Origin of the sequence: Paenibacillus baekrokdamisoli (genome assembly GCF_003945345.1) — a bacterium.
Taxonomy (GTDB): domain Bacteria; phylum Bacillota; class Bacilli; order Paenibacillales; family Paenibacillaceae; genus Paenibacillus_Z; species Paenibacillus_Z baekrokdamisoli.
In genome coordinates, this window is record NZ_AP019308.1 from 2,723,052 (window position 1) to 2,744,501 (window position 21,450).

Annotated in this window: 16 protein-coding genes; all 16 read right to left on the minus strand. The window is 46.3% G+C overall.

Annotated elements, in window-relative coordinates; translation table 11 throughout:
- Positions 1 to 2 precede the first annotated feature (2 nt).
- A complete protein-coding gene (locus EKN16_RS12365; RefSeq protein WP_125657252.1) occupies positions 3 to 881 on the minus strand; it encodes an ABC transporter ATP-binding protein in 879 nt (292 codons plus the stop codon).
- Positions 882 to 888: 7 nt separating this feature from the next.
- Positions 889 to 3,783, minus strand: a complete 2,895-nt coding sequence (locus EKN16_RS12370; RefSeq protein WP_125657255.1) for an ABC transporter permease — start codon at positions 3,781 to 3,783, stop codon at positions 889 to 891.
- Between the two features lie 3 nt (positions 3,784 to 3,786).
- Positions 3,787 to 4,875 carry an efflux RND transporter periplasmic adaptor subunit gene (locus EKN16_RS12375; RefSeq protein WP_125657258.1) on the minus strand — a complete coding sequence of 363 codons (1,089 nt, stop codon included), beginning with the start codon at positions 4,873 to 4,875 and terminating at the stop codon, positions 3,787 to 3,789.
- Positions 4,841 to 5,536: an ABC transporter ATP-binding protein gene (locus tag EKN16_RS12380; protein WP_232016527.1), complete on the minus strand. Its 696-nt coding sequence runs from the start codon at positions 5,534 to 5,536 to the stop codon at positions 4,841 to 4,843. The genes EKN16_RS12375 and EKN16_RS12380 overlap by 35 nt, the downstream gene beginning before the upstream one ends.
- A gap of 263 nt (positions 5,537 to 5,799) precedes the next feature.
- Positions 5,800 to 7,539, minus strand: coding sequence for a methyl-accepting chemotaxis protein (locus EKN16_RS12385; protein WP_164522775.1), 1,740 nt, complete (start codon positions 7,537 to 7,539; stop codon positions 5,800 to 5,802).
- Positions 7,540 to 7,805: 266 nt separating this feature from the next.
- A complete protein-coding gene (locus EKN16_RS12390; RefSeq protein ID WP_125657268.1) occupies positions 7,806 to 8,636 on the minus strand; it encodes an ABC transporter permease in 831 nt (276 codons plus the stop codon).
- Positions 8,620 to 9,438 (minus strand): ABC transporter permease, encoded by an 819-nt coding sequence (locus EKN16_RS12395; protein ID WP_232016384.1) that lies wholly within the window; start codon positions 9,436 to 9,438, stop codon positions 8,620 to 8,622. Before EKN16_RS12395 ends, EKN16_RS12390 begins: the two co-directional genes overlap by 17 nt.
- Positions 9,435 to 10,436 (minus strand): ABC transporter ATP-binding protein, encoded by a 1,002-nt coding sequence (locus EKN16_RS12400; protein ID WP_125657271.1) that lies wholly within the window; start codon positions 10,434 to 10,436, stop codon positions 9,435 to 9,437. Before EKN16_RS12400 ends, EKN16_RS12395 begins: the two co-directional genes overlap by 4 nt.
- A gap of 481 nt (positions 10,437 to 10,917) precedes the next feature.
- Entirely contained in the window at positions 10,918 to 11,565 is a 648-nt protein-coding gene (gene pyrE, locus EKN16_RS12405; RefSeq protein ID WP_125657274.1) for an orotate phosphoribosyltransferase, read from the minus strand.
- A 1-nt stretch (position 11,566) separates the two neighbouring features.
- Positions 11,567 to 12,301, minus strand: coding sequence for an orotidine-5'-phosphate decarboxylase (gene pyrF / locus EKN16_RS12410; protein WP_125657277.1), 735 nt, complete (start codon positions 12,299 to 12,301; stop codon positions 11,567 to 11,569).
- A 258-nt stretch (positions 12,302 to 12,559) separates the two neighbouring features.
- Entirely contained in the window at positions 12,560 to 15,778 is a 3,219-nt protein-coding gene (gene carB / locus EKN16_RS12415) for a carbamoyl-phosphate synthase large subunit (RefSeq protein WP_125657280.1), read from the minus strand.
- Positions 15,765 to 16,910: a carbamoyl phosphate synthase small subunit gene (locus tag EKN16_RS12420; protein ID WP_125657283.1), complete on the minus strand. Its 1,146-nt coding sequence runs from the start codon at positions 16,908 to 16,910 to the stop codon at positions 15,765 to 15,767. Before EKN16_RS12420 ends, carB begins: the two co-directional genes overlap by 14 nt.
- A gap of 131 nt (positions 16,911 to 17,041) precedes the next feature.
- A complete protein-coding gene (locus EKN16_RS12425; RefSeq protein ID WP_125657286.1) occupies positions 17,042 to 18,334 on the minus strand; it encodes a dihydroorotase in 1,293 nt (430 codons plus the stop codon).
- Between the two features lie 50 nt (positions 18,335 to 18,384).
- Positions 18,385 to 19,284 carry an aspartate carbamoyltransferase catalytic subunit gene (locus EKN16_RS12430; RefSeq protein ID WP_125657290.1) on the minus strand — a complete coding sequence of 300 codons (900 nt, stop codon included), beginning with the start codon at positions 19,282 to 19,284 and terminating at the stop codon, positions 18,385 to 18,387.
- Positions 19,285 to 19,300: 16 nt separating this feature from the next.
- Positions 19,301 to 19,852: a bifunctional pyr operon transcriptional regulator/uracil phosphoribosyltransferase PyrR gene (gene pyrR, locus EKN16_RS12435; protein ID WP_125657293.1), complete on the minus strand. Its 552-nt coding sequence runs from the start codon at positions 19,850 to 19,852 to the stop codon at positions 19,301 to 19,303.
- 323 nt (positions 19,853 to 20,175) lie between these two features.
- A complete protein-coding gene (locus tag EKN16_RS12440) occupies positions 20,176 to 21,411 on the minus strand; it encodes an LL-diaminopimelate aminotransferase (RefSeq protein ID WP_125657296.1) in 1,236 nt (411 codons plus the stop codon).
- Positions 21,412 to 21,450 lie beyond the last annotated feature (39 nt).

The following is a 21,450-nucleotide window of genomic DNA, read 5'->3' on the forward strand; positions in this document are numbered from 1 at the left end:
AGTTATCCCTCCAATGATTTGGGCGGCGAAATAATAATTCGCTCACCATCGAATTCCATTGATGCTTTATCGGTAATCTGTAAGGCTGTTAAATAGGTTTTCGGAATTTGCAGCCTCCCTACGCGGTCAATGACCACGTATTCCTCATGCGCTGCCTGGATACTGTTAGATAATGTACCATCCGCAGCAGCATCCAAGTTGGGATTGCGTTTAATAAACTCCGTACTTGTAAGCCCATCGCGAATCGCAACAACACGGTCAACCTTACCAGCGAGTGAAAGATCATGGGTTACGATAACAACCGTGATGCCAATTTCCTTGTTAAGTCTGCGAAAGATATCCATGATCATATCAGATGTTCGCGTATCAACTGATCCTGTAGGTTCATCGGCAAGCAGCAGTTTCGGACGATTAGACAAGGAAATTGCAATGGCTACCCGCTGCTGTTCACCACCAGAGAGCTGATGAAGCTTGTTATGCATCCGTTCCTTGAGGCCAACCCACTCTAGTAATTGCTTGGCATAGGCACGATCGAGCTTCGATGAGAGCATCATAGGCATTTCAACATTTTCTAGAGCGGTTAAGTAGGGCAGCAAGTTGCGCGCATTGCTTTGCCAGATGAATCCTACCGTATCTCGCTTATATTCGACTAGCTGCTCATCGGTAATTTTGAGTAGATCCCAAGGACCTACTTTCACCTGACCAGCGGATGGTCGATCCAATCCACCTAGAATATTCAGCATGGTGGATTTACCGCTCCCACTGTTCCCGATAATCGCCATCATTTCGCCTTCACGCACATTAAGGTTCAGACCTTGCAGTGCAACAACCTCGAGATCATCAGATTTGTAGATTTTGACTAGTCCTTCGCATTGAATCATGGTCTGCTTAACGCTCCTCTCCCATCTTAACGGCTTGGTGAACGCGCAACCTACGGATATGAATCAGCAGCAGCGTCGCTCCCATCAGCATCATACAGCCTACAACGATGTAGAGCTGGTTCGTATCCTTCGAATCAAATACGACTCTAAACGGCGGGACTGAATTTGCCACGTTCTCGGTCGTTTGTAGAAACGGAAGGAATAGAATGCTGGAGATTTTGCCAATGAGAATACCAAGTCCGATTGATAGTCCAGCAGTAAACACCTGCTCCAACAGGAGCATGCCCGTTAGCTGCTTACGTGATAGTCCCATTGCTCTTAAAACACCGAATTGAACAATACGACCCGATAGATTAAAGAACCAGAACAGGATATATCCTGTAAGCGAGACAATGATCGAGACTAGGAAGCCTAAGCTCAATATACCGAACACTCCGCCTCGCGTTGGGTGCTTCGCTTGTGTAGCAAGCTCAATACGCACATCCTTCACGCTGGCAAGCTCAATCCCTTTATCCTGCAGCTGCTTCATTATCGGTCCGGTAAGCGCACCCGGCTTCATTTTCAGCCAAACTTCATAAGGAGTTATCGGAACCTGATCGTAGATATAATCGAGGTTAGCGATAATGAAAGGTGATTGATCCGGATATTGGCTCGGCCAGTAAGGGACGATACCAACGACTACAAAATCAACCATACTATCCTGTATACCAGCTGAAACAATATCTCCGAGCTTAAGCTGGTATTTCTCTGCGACTTTAGATGGAATAATAGCCGCTTGCTCATACATCCCTAAATAATTCAGATAGTTAAAAGGATGGGCAGGGAACAAGTCACTGCGGAACCAAGCCACTTTCGAGAAATCGACATTATCGATGCCCATTACGGTTCCTTGCCCGATCGAACGGCCTGATACGACAATATTTCCTTTGGTCTGCAGGACTCGTGCTGCAGCCTCTACGCCATCAAGCTTGCGAAAGATCTCAAAGGGCGGCTCTGAATAAATCGTTCGAGTAGGCACATTTTGGCCGCCACCTTGACCACCGCCTCCATTTCCACCAGAACCACCATTTCCACCACCTTGACCACCGCCATTCCCGCCGCCGCCGCCATTATTCTGGCCGCCGGTATTTATGGCTTCCGGTTTACCATCCCAGACGGTCTGAATAACAACGTCCGTTCCGAACTTATATAGGGTGCGCTCCGTTGAGTTCAAATCAATGGTTCGAGCTGCAGAGGCATTATATACCCCTAACCCCAAGGTCAGAATGAGTAAGATCATAAGCGGATAATAGCCTTTAGAAGAGCGTGAGAGCTGTGTCAACGTTAGGAATACCGGTACCGGCAAGAGCTTCTTACCGAGCCAATTAAACAATTTAAGCAGCCATGGGAACACTCGCAGGAAGAATAGTCCCATAGCGAAGATCGCAAGCGCCGGAACAAAGAACAGAAACGGCTGTACGTCTAACTGATCAGTCGTCATTTTACTCTTAAATGAGATCATTTGACGCTCGTTAAACAAATACCATCCATAAGCGGCTATAGCAATCAACAGTACGTCCAAGTACCATCGCTGCCAGGCAGGCTTGCGATCTGATCTTGCGAGCTGCTGCTTGTAATTCACGATGGATGATCTTGCATAGAGAACAGCTGGAATAACGGTAGCTAAAATGGCTAAGAACACAGCAGCCAAGCCGGCGATTATCGCCTCGGAAGAGAATCCTACTGGAATGGACTGACGGTTTACAAATTCCAAGAACCCATTCGCTGAGCCGATACTCTTCGCCATGAACCAGCCAATTAAGGGGCCAATAATAAGCGCAACACCGCCTAGCAGCAAGCCTTCGAGCAAATACATCCATATGATTTGCCTTGTTCCGGCCCCTCTACTTCGCAGAACAGCAATATCACTTCGCTGTTTGTCTAGCGATTGGCGCGCATTCATCGCGATAAAGTAGAACACCATCGCCAGCATTGGCGCTGCAAGTGTGAAGAGGAGCATTTGCAGCTGCAAACTCTGCGTGCGGAAATCTCCAAGCAGTTTTGCAAACGAAATTTCTACTTTCGTATCCTTCAACCGTTGATAAAGCTCAATATTAAGTCGATCTAGCGTCTTGGTAAGCGGCGCAAGCTGACTCGTCTTGATCTCCTTCAAATCGAAGGCATAATACCAGTTAGCCGTATGAACCGGAATTTTCTTCTGCTTCAGAAGTCCTTCCTGAAAGGCTTTGTCACCAATCTGAAGGGTGTTCATGAGCCCTTCTAAACCTTGATACCAATAGGGGTCTGTTTCACTTGTCGGTTTGAAAGCACCAACAATCTTCACGCGAAGTGTGAGGTTAAGACCACTATATATCGGATATTCGAATACATCACCGATATGTATATCGCTTCGATACATCGCTTCTTCCATCATGACGGCTTCAACGGTATCGTCAGCTCCGATTGCATCCGTAAACCAACGGCCTTGTGCGAGCTCCGTTTTCTTGTCTAATCCAGACATCGTTACGAGAGCCATCTGCCGAACCCGACTTGGATCTACCTTAGAAGGATCTTCCGGGGTTAGTTCAGCACTTCGGATGGCCATGTTCTGCAAGTAAGTACCATAAGGAAAGCCAATTTCTTTTGGGACATCCTCCCTAACATAGCGTGCTACTTCCGTCAGAGCATTAAAGTCCGTCTTGCCTCCAGTCGCCTGATAACGCATCAATAGCGATCCTGCTGGCAAACCGCCGCTTTCGTCCTTAAGCGACTGTGCAACGACGCGCTTCAGTGCGCCATCTGCATACATCGGAATGCTTGTCGCGAACGCAACGGCAATAATCAAGCCAGCAAGCGAGCTTAGCGTCATCCATCGCGTGTTCCACATTTTGCGGAACAAAAAGCGGAATAGCGGAATCCCCATCGTTTATCGACCTACAACTTTCTGTCCAGGTGTCAATCCTTTAAGGATTTCTATTTCTGTGGACGTCTGTTGTCCTACTTGAACATCGACCTCGCGTTTACTGCCATCGCTATCCACAACCTGCACATATGTACGAGAGCCAATAGTCCGAAGTGTGGAAGGTGGAATAACGATTACATTTTCTTTGCGCTGTGTAATGATGTTAATGGACAATGGTGTGCCTCTCGTGGCAGCGGCCGGTAATTTATCGAGTTGTACAATTAGATAGTCCTCTGGACGCTCCATTCGCTGCGGTGCACCGCCAGGATTATTTCCGTTGCCATTACCATTGCCATTCTGATCGTCCGGCTTAATTACCGGCAGCTGTTTGACTTTCCCTTTGATCGAACCTGCATTATTAATATCGACTACGACTGGCATACCTACCGATATTCCCTTCAAGTCATCCGCTGTCATCTTCGCTCCAGCAGTTAACTGCGAGGTATCTGCAACGATACAGATTACATCGTATGCTTTGATGAGATCACCCTTCATTACATTTAACGATTCAATGGTTCCTGTGAATGGTGCTTTCAGTATCGCCTTATCAATTTCAGTCTGCGAATCTACCAACTTCTGGCGTTTCTCTTCAAAATTAATTTTGGCGAGCTCAAACGTAACGGGATCCATCTCATCCTTTTTACGCAGTGTGTCTTTCATATTGATTTCATCCGTTTGAAAAGACAGCTTGTCACTGCGAAGCTGCTTCTTCATATCATCTACGTCAAGTGACCCTATGATTTGGCCAGCTGTTACCTTTTGACCGGCTTTTACGTTTAATTCTTTGAGGCGTTTACCGTCGAGGGTAAAGTATAATGTCTGTTCCTGAAGAGAGATAATCTTTCCAATGCTGCTCGTTTTTGATTCCAGCGTTGTTGTCGTCACCTCATATTCGGGCTTCTTTGAGATTTGCGGCGGTGCGATGACCGGCAGAACCTCCTCCTTGTTCTCGCTGGGCAGTAAGGAACAGCCGCTTGAGAATACTAGCGTCGTTCCTAATACGACTGCTGCAGCTTTCTTAAATGAATTTTCCGTCAACCATTTCGTAAACATGATCGGCAACCTCCAAAATCGTGGGATCGTGCGTTGTCATACAAATTGTAACCTGCTCGGTGCGAATAATATCTTGAAAAACAGACATAATCTGGGCTGACATTTGTGAATCCAGCTCTGCAGTCGGTTCATCTGCAAGAAGAAGACGCGGTCTATGGGCGATTGACTTTGCAATTGCGACACGCTGCTGTTCACCACCTGATAGCTCGAAAGGACGATGATGCATCCGTTTGGACAATCCGACTAGCTCCAAGCAATGCTCAACGCGAGACTTCCATTCACTCCCAGGTATGCCTGCCATACGAAGAGAAAGCTCAACATTCTCATAGGCGGATAAGAGCGGCATTAGTGCGAATGCTTGAAAAATAAAACCCATTTTCTTACGACGAACCAATGTACGGTCATCATCACTCATCGTATGGAACGGCAAATCCTGAAAAAAGATATGCCCCTTCGTTGGCTGATCGAGACCGCCTATCATATTTAGCAGCGTTGTCTTCCCAGAACCCGAACGCCCACGCAGCATAACAAGCTGACGCGGCAGAAGTTCCATGTTTATTCCTTTCAGTACGTGCAGCGGTTGTCCTCCAACCTGGAAGGTCCGTTCAACCGATTCCACCGTTAATAGGGGATGTCGGTCTATCTTCTCTTCCACAATCATCTCATCCAAAACCTTTGATTCAGTGCTGATTGGGTCTTCGACAGCTGCTGCAACCTCTCGATTGCGTCTCCACCATGTCATACTCGTATCCGAGGCCCCCTTTCCCATTAGAAAACTTTAATCTTCTATATAACGTATAGACGGAGCTCAGTAGCAAAAAGTTACGGAAAACAGCCAGTAAAAGTTAAATATTTGATAAAGAGGCATCTATTCCTCGAATCGGATAGTTATTCCGATCAATTTACAGATGCCTCCATATAGAATTAAATTTTAAATGTAGCTACCGACTTATCTAACCCCTCCACAATCGTATGCAAATGCTCAGCGGATTTAGCAATATCCTCCATTAATATCAACTGCTCTTTCGTTGCTCCTGCGACACTTTGTGTGTTGATCAGACTCTTTTTGGCAGTATCCGCGGATTGCTCCATCGTTGCACTAACCTCCTCTGAGCTAGCAGACATCTGCTCTGTAATCGCAGAATTATCGTGGATTTGGCCTGCGATATTCTGGATGGATTGACGAATCTGTGTGAAGCTTTCGTTGACTTGAGTCATCATTTCTCCACCTTGAGCAACTTCCCCCAAAGTAGCAGCCATGACGTTAGATGCGTCAGACATATCATTTCTCGTAGAGATTACTAATTGATTGATGACATCCGCAGATTCAAGAGATTGCGTCGCTAATTTCCGAATTTCTGCAGCTACAACAGCAAAACCTCGTCCATGTTCACCCGCTCGCGCTGCTTCAATTGAAGCATTCAATGACAGGATGTTCGTTTGATTCGAGAAATTCGTTATATTAGCCGCAATGGAGCCAATTTCATTCGAGCGCTCATGAAGCTGGTTCACAATTCCCGACAATTGACCCATCATGTTTCTAATTCCCGCCAGTTGGGTACTAAGCTGATCCAGCTGGGTCTGACCGTGCTCCGAATCATGTGATGTTCGCAAGGAAGAATCCGAAATGGAAGAGGTATTCTCTGCAATCCGCCCTATCCCGACCGCCATCTCTTCAATGGCGCGAGCCGTTTCCTCAGCTGCACGAGACTGAATCTCCATACACTCGTTCACTTGATTAATCTCCTCCGATACTTGTGCAGCCGAAATGGCTGACTGCTGGGAGGTCGTATTCATCTGCTCGGATGCTCCACTGACCTGCTGGGCATGCTCTGAAATCGTAACGATTAGGTTCCTTAAGTTCTTTATCATTGTTTCGAGAGCTTGGCTTATCATACCGAATTCATCATTGCCATGTTTCCGGAATGGTTGCTCTCTTAAATCGCCTTGTGAGACGGAATTCGTCAATTGCAGGACATATTTTGCCGCTCTTGAGAGGTTACGGATGATGAAATATCCGATGATGACCATGAGCAATGAACAACCAGCAACGCCAAATAGGCTGGATTCTTGAAACGTTGACGCCTCTTTTTTGATTCTCTCTACTTCATTATTTGCGTGCTCATCCAGAATTTCTCCAATGACATTAATTCCGCCTCGAGCATTCTCAAATTCTGCGTTTAGTTTAGGGTCATAGAAAATTGGACTGCCATCCGTTATAGATTTATTTGCGAGAGCAAGCCATTGAGGAAATGTCTCATGGAATTTATCGACAATCATAAGAATAGTTTGGTTGTCATCCTTCTTCGATAATTGCTGCAGTCCATTTGCTTTAACAATTGCAACAGCTTGTTCGATTCTGTCTGTTGCTTGCTTCGCATTATCGCTCATTTCTGCTTTTAGCTTCTTCTTGGTTTGCTCATCGAGCGACTTATCCTTGAGTGATTGGAATGCGGTTAAGGATTGATACAGATCGCGATCTGCATTAAGGACGAGGGTATTCACTTGATTCGTCGTTAAGAACAACGATTTTGACATCGTGTTTATTGCCGAATCATAGACAAACATCCAATAGAACGTCGACCCCAAATAGAGTGTGATAGGAAAAGCAATTAATAAAATTAGTTTTGTACGAAGAGTCAGGGAACGCTTTTTCTTCAACATACTCATCATCCTTTTGACGTCGATTTTAGGTAGTAACACAGAGGTCACCATCTCCTATATATCGTAAGAAAAATCAAAAAAAAGTAGGGTGAGCAGCTATTATGTATTTTTTTAAACTTCTCCTGACTGACTTTATAAAATCATACAAGAAGAAACGGCTTACGCCGTCCTTGGCGGTGAAGCAAGTTTCTTCCCTCTGAAATATAAGCAAAGTATAGAGGACGCTTATACTTTCTTATATTTTGAAAAAGCCTCTAGAAGAGGGGCTAACTGCGCATAGCTAGGGTATTCCCAGAAGTATATCGTCGCAAGCCTGCATGGAAGAGAAGTACGCCAATAAATCCCAAAAGACCAGTAAATCCTATTGCTCCCAGGGCGAATAAAAGATCAAAATCCTTCAAAAGTCCAATGGGCAAGTAGCTTATAAAGCCTGCTGGAACCACTGTAAATAACAAGAGTCGGGCAATTCCCCTGAATATATCCGTTGGATAGGTGGTAAGCGCAAGGAAGCCATTAAAAATCTGCTGTGAAATACCTTCTGCGTTACCGATAAAGAAGGCGCAACAGCCAGCAATAATCATAATAGCCATAAATAAGGCTCCACTTATGAGAAGACTAAGGATGAATAATAAGGCCCCCGTTAACGAATGATCCCCAACCCATGCATAAACGACCAAACCAAAAATGAAATCTCCAACAGCAGTAAGCGACATACGACTAGCCATCACGTTTAGCAGCACTGGCTTGGGCTGAGACAAATATACGTCTAGCTGTCCACCTGCGACAATGGTTGCAATTCGATGGAAGTTTCCGAACAAGACATTAGCCCAGCCAAAGCCTCCTGCCCCAATTGCCCACAGCATCATCACATCATGAAGCTCCCAATTATTGACGATTGAAAAACGATGGAAGAATAAACTCCAGAAAAATAACCACATGAAGTTGTTGATAAACATCATCCCCGCCATGAGCAAAAAGCTAATTCTGTATTCCATAATCGAAGCCAAATTAACCTTCCAGCATGTCAGAAGAAACTGGATCGTTCCCAAGGCTGAATGCCCAGCTTTGCGTTTATTACCTCTAGCCACCGTTGACATGAAGCTTCGCCACTCCTCGCCTATAAATAATCATAACTGCCGCGCTTAGTAAAACTAACCACACCGCTTGAATGAGAAATTGCTGAAGAATAGGCGCTTGATCATAATTAACTGCGGTACGTGCAGGAAAGTAAAGTACTGCTTGAAAGGGCAGCCATGCACAGATACGCTGCAGCCAATCCGGCATAAAGTCTAACGGCAGCAGCATGCCGCCAACTGTAAATTGCAGCTTTTGCAAGACGAATTCCATCCCGCGTGTCTCTTCTACCCAGAAAGCACATAACGCTACAGTGGCATTAAGCAGGAAGCCAATTGTCAACGCACCAAGACTCAACATGAAGAGTCCCATCCACCCATAACCGAACGCAGGTGCTCCAACAAATACCCAAGCAATTGCACTTCCTACAATTAAATGAACGAGGAAACGAAAGTACGCTTCCGACATATAAGAAACATAATGATAACCGACATAGGACAAGGGCCTGATTAATCTCACCGCAATATCACCGTTCTTCACCTCTTCTTCAATCCGGATGCATATGTGCGGCGCCGCCATTGTTAGCGCTTCTGTAAAAACAAGATACCAGACGATTTGCTTTAATGTTAAGCCTGCAATTACTTTTGTAGCATCGCCCTCATAAGCAGCTGACCATAACTGAACGAATACAAAGAGGATGAGGAGTAGAAAAGATGCACGAACGATGAAATCTGTCTTATAAGCAAGCTGCTGACGCAAAGTTATTCGCCAAATCGCCCCGACTTTGAGCCCTTTTACGGACCAATTCATGAATGGCGTTATCATGGAGCGATCCCCCTTTGCATGCCATATATATATTTAATGATTTCTTCCATTGGTGGGTCTTCGACTGTTACATCATCAAACCGAAGCCGGCCAATTAATGCACTTAATACAGTCTCAATACCCGTTGTCTTCAAGTCAACCGTCAGCTTAACTCTTCTTCCTTCCACGGATGCAATTTCCATTCCCGCAACTTGAGGCAGGTCAAAGACCGCATTGCCTTCAGGTAGAGTTAACGTTAATGTTTTGCGGTTCATCACTTCTCGCCTTAACCTTTCAACCGGGGTATCAAGCAAAATCCCTCCATGATGAATAACAACTGCACGATTGCATAGTTCCTCCATATCACCTGCATCATGAGAAGTTAAAAACACCGTCGTTCCATCATTACGATTCAATTCGCGAATAAGCTCACGAATTCGCTGCTTTACAACAACATCGAGGCCAATTGTCGGCTCATCTAGGAACAAGAGTCGTGGTCTGTGCAAGAAAGAAGCCGCAATTTCACATCTCATTCTCTCCCCAAGGGAAAGCTTACGAACTGGCGTGTGGAGGTAGGGACCGAGCTCAAACCTCTCAATTAGATCCTCTCTTCTAGTCAAATAGTCGTTACGTTTTAGCTCATAAATTCGGCTAATCAAATCAAAGGAATCAATCGGCGGCAGATGATACCATAGTTGAGATTTCTGTCCGAATACAGCTCCAATCTTATAGGCAAGCTTAGTTCGCTCCAGCCAGGGGGTGTAACCAAGAACTTTTGCCTCTCCAGAGGTCGGGTGCAGGATGCCTGTAAGCATCTTGATGGTTGTTGATTTGCCTGCCCCATTCGGTCCGAGAAAAGCAACCATCTCCCCAGCTTCCACCGTTAAGTTAATATCCCGAACCGCTAATTTCTCTTCCCACTCCGGCCTCAAAAGGGATTTGAAGCTCCCTGACAATCCTGCCGACTTCCTTTTTACGATAAAATTCTTACACAAGTCCCTGGTCTGCAGTGCGATCATCCTGATGCTCCCCCTTCTCTTTCACTCTGCTCTGGTAACGAATAAAAGACCCTCGGCTAGACCCGCCTTTGAAGGCGGAACTTGCCGAAGGTCTTTTATCCCTACGGTGTTGCAAGACGTATTGTCCTATGCCGATTTCGCTCGGTTCGCAATTTAGCGACCCTAGAAACCCTTCCGATTAATGTAACATTCTACCATCGTATTCACAGATTGACAAGAACTTGTTTGGAACTTTTTTTGGAATATGTTGGAATAAGCTTTATTATCATTTAAACTCCCTTTCGATTCCTATCTAGGCTGTATATAAAAGATTCTCCATCATTGTCACTCATAGATTCTATTTGTTGAATATGCTAGTCTATGTAGCGATATTATTCTTTATTACCTCATGAGCTAAAATTGAAGCATTCACACAGTAAAAAAAGCAGCACTTGGAAAGCTCTCCAAGTGCTGCTTCTCTCTTTTACCTGCTATACCTAGCTTATAGACCAAAGGCTTGTGGATTCTCACGCCATGCTTGCAAAACAGCGATATCACTCGTCTGCACAGTCCCATTCTCTGCGGCTACCTCAATAAGCGATGAATAATTAGAAAGCGTCTGCAGCTCCACATTCTCCGCTGCAAACGCATCTGTAGCGATTTTGAACTGGTAGGTGAAGATAGCTACGACGCCCTGTACCTCACAGCCAGCTTCTCTGACAGCTAGCGCAGCTTTCAGCGAGCTTCCGCCCGTTGAGATAAGATCCTCGATCAGGACAACCTTTTGACCTGACTTGAAAAACCCTTCAATTTGGTTCGTTTTACCATGTCCTTTGGCTTTATCACGAACATACAGCATAGGCAGATTCAGCTTTTGCGCCACCCATGCCGCATGCGGAATACCGCCTGTTGCGATACCTGCTACTGCCTCACAATCGGGGTAACGATCGCGGATAATAGCCGCGAATCCTTCCGCAATCATCTCACGAATAGCGGGATACGACATCGTTAAACGATTATCGCAATAGATGGGAGATTTCATCCCTGAAGTCCATGTGAAAGGATCGTTAGGTCGAAGAGCGACCGCATTAATTTCGAGTAAGCCTTTAGCGATTTCACGTGGAAGTTGCTCCAAATTAGATGTCGACATACTAAACCAGCTCCTTAATAATGGCTTCTAGCGCTGCTCGCGGATCTGCTGCAGCTGTAAGCGGACGTCCAATGACCATGTAATCCGTTCCTTGCTTTAACGCCTCACTTGGCGTCATAATGCGCGATTGATCATTAAGTGCAGCACCTGCTGGCCTTATGCCAGGTGTAATAGTTTTAAAGTCATTCCCACAGGCTGCTTTAATGATCTGTACCTCCTGAGGTGAAGCAACAACGCCACCCAAACCAGCTTGCTTAGCAAGTTTGGCATAACGAACAACAGCTTCCTCAACTGAACCGCTTAAGCCAATCTCAGTGTTTAGTACAGATTGACTTGTGCTTGTTAGCTGAGTGACCGCAATCACTAAAGGTCGCTTCAAGCTGCTATCCCCAGAAAGTGCTGCCTCAACGCCCTCCAAGGCAGCCTCCATCATCTGAATGCCTCCGGCCGCATGAACATTGAATACATCGACACCAAGCTTTGTAACGCTGTTCGAGCCACCCTTGACCGTATTCGGAATATCATGCATCTTCAGGTCAAGAAACACCTTATAGCCGCGTTCCTTAAGTCCTGCAACGAAGCTAGGACCCGCTGCATAAAACAGCTGCATGCCTACTTTCATATAACATGGAATGCCTTCCAAGCTTCGTACCAGCGCTTCCGCAGCAGCAGCGTCGGGGTAATCAAGAGCCACCATAACGCGGCCAGCCGCTTCAATCTCATTCCGTTTCATCATTGGGAACCCTCCTAAAGAGTTTATTGCGACTACATGGAACACTTCTCGACTAGCAATAAACTCACTTCGGAAGCTTAAGCTGAGTTTATTGCAATAACCTACTTGGATAACTTCTTCGATTAGCAATAAACTCACTTCTGAAGCTTATGCTGAGTTTATTGCGACTACACTACCGTACAAGATGGTTATCGCATAGCGAAAGCCTGCTTGTAGGCAGGCTTTCGTGACCAGTTAGGTCATTAAATGAAAAGTATAAGGTTACTTCTTCAGCAGAACCGGCATAGCGCGCGAGGAGAAGTTTATCGTTTCAAGCATGGTAAGCAAAGCGCGCACCGTATCGAGCGATGTCATACATACGACGCCGTTCTCAACTGCTTCACGACGGATACGGAAGCCATCACGTTCAGGTGTTTTGCCCTTGGTCAACGTATTCACAACGAAATGTGCTTGACCATCACGGATGAGATCCAGAATATTCGGTGAGCCCTCGCTTAACTTATTGACGCGTTTCACACGCAAACCTGCCTCTTCAAGCGAGGTAGCCGTGCCGCCCGTTGCAATAATGTTATAACCAAGCTCATAGAAACCGCGCAATATTTCAAGCGCTTCTGGTTTATCCTTGTCCGCTACCGTAGCAATAATTGAGCCTGTTGGCGGAATCCGCATACCAGCACCGACTAAACCTTTGTATAGAGCTTTCGCATATTGGTGGTCACGGCCCATGACTTCACCAGTCGATTTCATCTCTGGTGTAAGAGTAGGATCCACTCGGCGCAGCTTCGCAAATGAGAATACCGGTACTTTTACCGATACCATATCATCCTCTGGCCATAGACCTTCTGTATAACCTAGATCGGCAAGCTTTGTTCCAAGAATAGCTTGTGTCGCCAAGTTAGCCATCGGAATATTCGTAACTTTACTTAAGAAAGGAACCGTACGCGATGAACGCGGATTAACTTCAATAACGTAGACTTCATCTTGGAAGATAACGAATTGGATGTTAACTAGTCCAACAACCTTCAATGCCTTCGCGATTTTGATCGTAATATCAATCATTTGCTGCTTCCATTTATCCGACAACGATTGCGGCGGATAGACAGCAATCGAATCACCGGAATGTACCCCTGCGCGCTCAACATGCTCCATGATGCCTGGTATAAGAACCGTCTCACCATCGCAGATCGCATCGACTTCAGCTTCTATGCCAAGCATGTAGCGGTCAATCAATACCGGATGTTCCGGATTAATTTTGACCGCCTGAACCATGTAAGTCAGCAGTTCCTCATCGGAATAGACAATCTCCATGGCACGACCACCAAGAACATAAGAGGGTCTTACAAGCACCGGATAGCCAAGGCCTTGTGCCGTTTCGACCGCAGCGTCGACTGTTGTAACCGTTTTGCCTTCCGGCTGACGGATATCAAGCTTGCGGAGCAAGGCTTCAAATTTCTTCCGGTCTTCCGCTTCGTCAATACTCTCAAGGCTTGAACCGAGAATACGAACGCCTGCTTTTGTCAATGGTGCAGCAAGATTGATTGCAGTTTGTCCACCGAACTGAACGATAACGCCAATCGGATTCTCTTGCTCAATAACGTTCATAACATCCTCGAAGAATAACGGCTCGAAGTATAGACGATCCGAAGTACTAAAGTCCGTTGATACGGTTTCTGGATTGTTATTAATGATAACCGCTTCATAGCCAGCTTTCTGAATCGCCCATACCGCATGAACAGTGGAGTAATCGAATTCAATCCCTTGGCCGATACGAATCGGACCAGAGCCCAGAACAAGTACCTTCTCTTTTGTTGTCTCAAGAACTTCATTCTCAACTTCATAAGTCGAGTAGTAATAAGGTGTTGTTGCTTCAAATTCTGCTGCACAGGTATCAACCATTTTGTAAACCGGTGTCAAGCCGCGCTCTTTGCGCAAGCTGCGAATTTCATTCTCATCGATAAGTGTTTTGTGATTGCCTTCTTTGCGGATTTCAGCGATCGAACGGTCAGAGAATCCTTTACGCTTAGCAGCATAGAGAAGCTCTTCAGACAATTCGGAAGCAGCGCGAAGCTCATCTTCAAAATGGATGATTCCTTCAATTTTATCAAGGAACCACCAATCGATTTTCGTGAGATCCTGAATATCTTGAAGCTTGTAGCCACGACGGAATGCTTCCGCCACAAGGAACATCCGCTCATCATCTGGCTTTTCCAGACGCGAACGAAGAATCTCATCATTTAGATCGCTTGCATCCTTCAGATGGATACGGTGAGCACCAATTTCTAGGGAGCGAACTGCTTTATGAATCGATTCCTCGAACGTACGGCCGATGGCCATAACTTCGCCGGTCGCTTTCATTTGTGTTCCTAGCTTACGGTTAGCAGAAAGGAATTTATCAAACGGCCAACGTGGAATTTTGGAAACGATATAATCCAGTGTTGGCTCGAAGCATGCATAGGTTTGTCCTGTTACCGGGTTGACGATTTCATCTAATGTGTAGCCCACTGCAATTTTGGCAGCCATCTTAGCAATCGGATAACCCGTAGCTTTGGAGGCAAGTGCCGACGAGCGGCTGACACGCGGATTCACTTCGATAACATAGTATTGGTAGCTGAATGGATCAAGCGCGAATTGAACATTACATCCGCCTTCGATGTTCAGAGCACGGATAATTTTCAGTGATGCTGAGCGCAGCATTTGATACTCACGATCGGATAGCGTCTGACTCGGTGCAACAACGATGGAATCGCCAGTATGAACGCCCACCGGATCGAAGTTCTCCATGTTACAAACAACGATACAGCTATCATTCGAATCGCGCATAACTTCATACTCGACTTCTTTCATGCCGGCAATCGACTTCTCAATCAAGCATTGGCTGATCGGGCTGTAACGAATACCGGATGCGACTGTCTCTAGAAGTTCAACTTCATTGACACAAATACCGCCGCCCGTTCCACCAAGCGTATAAGCAGGGCGAACGATGATCGGGTAACCAATTTCATTTGCAAAATCAACCGCTGCGTCTACAGTGGTGACGATAACGCTATCTGGTACTGGCTGCTCAAGTTCACGCATAAGGTCGCGGAACAAGTCGCGATCCTCCGCTTTCTCAATCGCTGTCAGCTGTGTTCCTAGCAGCTTCACATTCTCGCGCTCGAGCACGCCTGCACGCGCTAGTTCTACCGCCATGTTAAGGCCAGTCTGTCCGCCAAGCGTCGGAAGCAAACCATCCGGACGCTCTTGACGAATGATTTGTGTAACAAATTCAAGCGTGATTGGCTCGATGTACACTTTATCTGCCATATTCGTATCCGTCATAATTGTTGCCGGGTTACTGTTGATGAGAACTACCTCATAACCCTCTTCTCTAAGCGCTTGGCAAGCTTGTGTTCCGGCGTAGTCGAACTCTGCCGCCTGTCCGATGACAATTGGACCGGACCCGATAACGAGTATTTTCTTTAGTTCATTATTTCTGGGCATACTGCAGCTCCCCTCTCAGTGATTCCGCAAGTTGAGCCTGACGCGGTTTCTGTGGATGATTTCTCTTATGCTGACGAATCATTTCTAGGAATTGATCAAACAGATAGCTGGAATCGTAAGGCCCTGGAGCAGCTTCAGGGTGATATTGAACCGAGAAAGCTGGGTATTCGGTATGCTTCAAGCCTTCGATAGTCCGATCGTTGTTGTTGATATGTGTAACGGCAAGCTTCGTACCCTTTACAGATTCCTCAAGAACCGTATAGCCATGGTTTTGAGAAGTAATGTAACAGCGGTTGGTTTCCAGTTCTTTAACCGGATGATTCCCACCGCGGTGACCAAACTTCAGCTTAGAGGTATCAGCACCGCAAGCTAGCGCGAATAATTGATGGCCAAGGCAGATGCCGAAGATTGGATATTCGCCAAGCAGCTCTTTAATCATCGTAACGGCGTGAGGAACATCCTTCGGATCCCCAGGGCCATTGGACAGCTGTATGCCATCCGGCTTCAAACGTCGAATTTCTTCTGCTGTTGTGTCTTGTGGCACAACGACAACATCACAGCCGCGTTTAGTAAGCTCGCGCAGAATGCCGCTCTTCGCGCCGAAATCCACCAAAACAATTCGTTCCTTTTCGCCAGGACTTGAGAAAATGCTTTTGGTGGAAGTGCGAGCTACTTGATCTCGCATAAGCGGTGTTGCTCCAAGACGTTCTTGAAGCTCTTCGATACGCTCCGAGCCCGTAGTGAGAATCCCCTTCATCGTACCATGGTGACGAAGAATACGAGTTAACATGCGAGTATCGATCTCGCTGATTCCGATAATGCCATATTCCTTCAGCAAACGGTCAAGTGTATATTCAGCACGCCAGTTGCTAGGCACCGGCTCATGTCTACGAACGACAAACCCTTGAATGGACGGGCTAATGGATTCGAAGTCATCACGCGTAATCCCATAGTTTCCGATAAGCGGGTAGGTCATGGTTACGATCTGTCCACAGTAAGAAGGGTCAGATAATACCTCCTGGTAGCCCGTAATTCCAGTATTAAACACGACTTCACCAGCCGACTGTCCTTCAGCGCCAAAGCCAAGGCCTTTGAACAACGTGCCATCTTCAAGTAACAATCTCGCTTGCATCTGTGTCAACTCCTCAAAGTTTTTCGCGTCATCCTAACGTTAGCAGCATCCGCAAGCGGAAAACGACCTCGAAAGCATACGCTCGTTTTCCGCGTCTTTCTAACCTCATTAGCCTCTGCTACGTTTCGGCCTTACAGCTCCGACCAAACGATGGAGCCATCTACCATCGTCCATACTGGCCAACCATATAATTTCCAACCGCCAAACGGCGTGTTTTTCCCTTTTGATGCGAATAACTCAGGAGCTACTTCACGCTCAGTCTCGATATCAACGACCGTAATATCTGCTGGAGCACCTACGGCCAGTTTACCACTCGACAATCCGAACACGCGAGCAGGATCTAATGTCATACGTTGAAGTAGGAAGCCAAGCGTCCATTTACCCGTTTGTACGAACTTCGTGTACAGGAGTGGGAAAGCCGTCTCGAAGCCAACGATTCCAAATGGTGCTAGCTGTACCCCACGCGCCTTTTCTTCTGCGCTATGCGGTGCATGATCAGTGACGATCATATCAAGTGTGCCATCCTCAAGTCCTTCGATGACGGCCTGCACGTCGCGAGGCGTACGCAGAGGGGGGTTCATTTTCCAATTGGCATCGTCAAGTCCTGGAATATCCTCGTCTGATAAGAGCAAGTGATGTGGACATACCTCAGCAGTCACCTTAACTCCGATGGATTTTGCCAACCGGATGAGCCGCACAGACTGTTCTGTACTAACGTGGCAGACGTGATAATGAACGCCTGTTGCCTCAGCTAGTAGAACATCACGACCGACATGAATCGCTTCGGATTCATTCGGGATTCCTTTCAGGCCATGCTTCTGAGCGAACTTACCTTCTGAAGCCCATGCACCCTCAACCAGCGTATCATCTTCACAATGTGCGATAACAGGCATTCCCATGGAAGCGGCCAACTGCATCGCATTCTTCATCATTTGTGCGTTCTGAACACCGACGCCATCATCAGTGAACCCAATAGCTCCGGCTTCTTTTAAGGCTGCAAAATCAGTCAGCTCACGACCAAGCTCATTCTTCGTAATTGACGCATAAGGCAATACTTTTACAATGCCTTCCGTTGCCGCTTTGTCCAGAATGTACTTGACCGTTTCCGGTTTGTCCGTTACTGGACGTGTGTTTGGCATACAAGCGATTGTCGTAAAGCCGCCTCGCGCAGCAGAACGTGTTCCACTTGCGATATCTTCTTTATATTCAAAGCCCGGCTCGCGCAGATGAACGTGCATATCAATAAATCCTGCGGAGATAAGCTTGCTTTGCGCATCCACTATATCATGTCCTGCTGTATCTGGAGTTCCTTCCGCACTATCAACAATCGCGGCGATAACCCCATTCTCTATCCGGATATGCTTACCTTCAACTTGACCTGTGCTCTCATTCCATACCTGTCCATTCAATATCCATACTGACATGTTATTCAGATCTCCTTCCGGCTCTTTGGGACGTTTTATTTCGGGTTTGTCTACCCTAGTGCACGTTCAATGACGGCCATCCGAATCGGTACACCGTTTTGCATTTGTGTAAAAATACGCGATTGTGGATGCTCCACCAGCTCGTCGTCGATCTCCACATTACGATTAATTGGTGCTGGGTGCATGATGATCGCATGAGGCGCAATTTGTTTCGCTCGTTCCATGGTCAACCCGTATTGCTCGCGATAGTCCTCAGCGGATTTGATCATGCCATTCTCATGGCGCTCCAGCTGTACACGAAGCATCATAATGACATCCGATTGCAGTGCTTCTTCTATGGATATATAGGACACATCTAGATCAGCCGCTCTCATGTTCTGCGGGGCACAAAAGCGTAAATTGACACCGAACTTCTGCAGAGCATAGAAATTAGATCTTGCGACACGACTATGCATCACGTCGCCGATAATAGTAACTGTCAGTCCTCTCAGTTCACCGAACTGCTTGCGCATCGTATAAAGGTCGAGAAGTGCTTGCGTTGGATGTTCGTTGTTCCCGTCTCCGGCATTGATGAGCGGCACTTTAATTTGAGTCGCGATTTCCGCAAGAACCCCAATTGGCTTTAACCGAATAACTCCTGCGTCAATTCCCATTGACTCGAGCGTGCGAACCGTATCATAAATCGACTCGCCCTTCTGCACACTGGATACAGCAGCAGAGAAGTTCAAGACTTCAGTACCGAGTCTTTTCTCTGCTACTTCAAAGGAAAATCTCGTCCGTGTACTATTCTCAAAAAACATGTTAGCTACAAATTTGCCCTGCTGGACAGGCTCCACCTTATTCGGATTTGCTTCCCAGAAAGCTGCACGGTCCAAGATGGATTGAATTTCTTCTTTGCTTAGTTCCTTCAATCCGAGCAAACTCCGCTGTTTGAGCATCGTAGTTGTCATCCCAAGCTTGCCCCCTTTAATGAAATATCGTCACCTTGTCTTCTTCATCCACTTCCGCAAGCGACACCACAATTTGCTCCTGTTTAGATGTGGGTACGTTCTTGCCCACATAATCCGGTCTAATTGGCAGTTCACGGTGACCACGATCAACGAGAACGGCAAGCTGTATACTTTGCGGTCTTCCAATATCCATTAAAGCATCCATAGCTGCGCGTATCGTTCTTCCGGTGTAGAGCACATCATCGAAAAGAATGACGCGCTTATCTTCGACATGAATCGGTAAGTGCTGCGTCGTATTCGATGCAGCGGAATCCGTTACGGCTGCACTTCTAGCCTTTCGATCATCCCGATATAACGTGATATCAAGCTCATTCACTTCAATCGGCAGCCCTTCGATCTCGTGAATCCGCTCCGCAATACGCTGAGCTAAGTAAATCCCTCGGGTGCGTATGCCGACAATCACACAATTGTCGATTCCTTTGTTCTTCTCGACAATTTCGTGGGCAATTCGCGTTAGCGCCCGGCGGATCGCCGTGTCATCCATGATGATGCGGTGCTGACCTTCCATAAGCGATAATCGCCTCCTTGAATCCAAACGAGCCTCAATTTGCATAAAAAAACTCCTTGCGGGTTGCGCAAGGAGTGCGTTAGTTTATGTGAATTGCCTGTTTAGCGTAGGGCAAGCCCACTTGCGCGCTCAGCGCTAGCGGAGAATGTCCATTCCAAGCAATTCGATTCAACTATTCACGCTACCTTGACAGCCTCTCTGGACTGAGTTAAAGGTACTGCTATTCATCATAGGAATTATCCCACGTTCGACAAATGATGTCAAGTCTCAAAGGACATTTCAGATGGCTAGCAATGTGAAGGTTAATTATCTAAAACGCAATATTATAGACTTAATTTACGAATGCGTTCTACTGCTATTTCCGTATTTTCACGGCTGCCGAATGCGGTTAATCGGAAGTAGCCTTGACCGCTTTGTCCGAATCCTACACCAGGAGTACCCACAATATGCGCTTCCGATAATAATTTGTCGAAGAATGCCCATGAATCAAGACCGTTTGGCGTTTTCAACCAAATGTAAGGGGCGTTCACGCCGCCGAATACTTCAAGTCCAAGCGAAGATAAGCCTTCGCGAATAATGCGAGCGTTCGTCATGTAGTATTCTACAATAGAAGCAATTTGCTTTTTGCCTTCCGGTGAGTAAATCGCAGCAGCACCACGTTGAGTTACATAAGAAACACCGTTAAATTTGGTTGTATGACGGCGATTCCATAGATCGTTAACCAGCAGGATATTGCCATTCGCATCTTTACCTTTTAACTCGCGAGGAACAACTGTATACGCACAGCGAACACCTGTAAAGCCAGCTGTTTTGGAGAAGCTGCGGAATTCAATGGCAACTTCCTTTGCACCTTCGATTTCATAAATGCTTCGCGGCACATCTTCCTCTTGAATGAAAGCTTCGTAAGCCGAATCGTACAGAATGATACAATCATTAGCTTTGGCATAATCCACCCAACGCTTAAGTTCTGCTTTCGACAACGTCATACCCGTTGGATTGTTCGGATAGCACAAGTAAATAAGATCCACTTTGCGATCCGGTAAGCTTGGAATAAAATCATTCTCCGCGCTAGTTGGCAAATAAACGATTTTCTCATATTGCTTTGTTTCTGGATTGAATGCACCTGAACGGCCTGCCATTACATTTGTATCGACATAAACCGGATAAACCGGATCCTGTACCGCAACAATCGAATCTTGGCTGAAAATTTCTTGAATATTACCTACATCACATTTGGAACCATCGCTCAAAAAAACTTCATTCGTACCGATCTCGATGCCACGAGCTTTGTAGTCATTCTCAATGATGGCTTGAATTAAAAAATCATAGCCTTGCTCCGGACCGTAACCACGGAAGCTCCCTGGACTTGCGAGCTCGTCCACTGCAGCATGCATCGCTTGGATAACTGCTTCTGGAAGGCCGCGTGTTACATCACCAATACCAAGGCTGATGATTTGCGCATCTGGGTTTTCTTGAGTAAATTTTGTGCGGCGTTTCGCAATTTCAGAGAAAAGGTAGCTGCCCTGAAGCTCCGTATAGTTGTGATTAATGTTAGTCATTTGAATTCACTCTCACCTTTCCATACATACATTTGATTA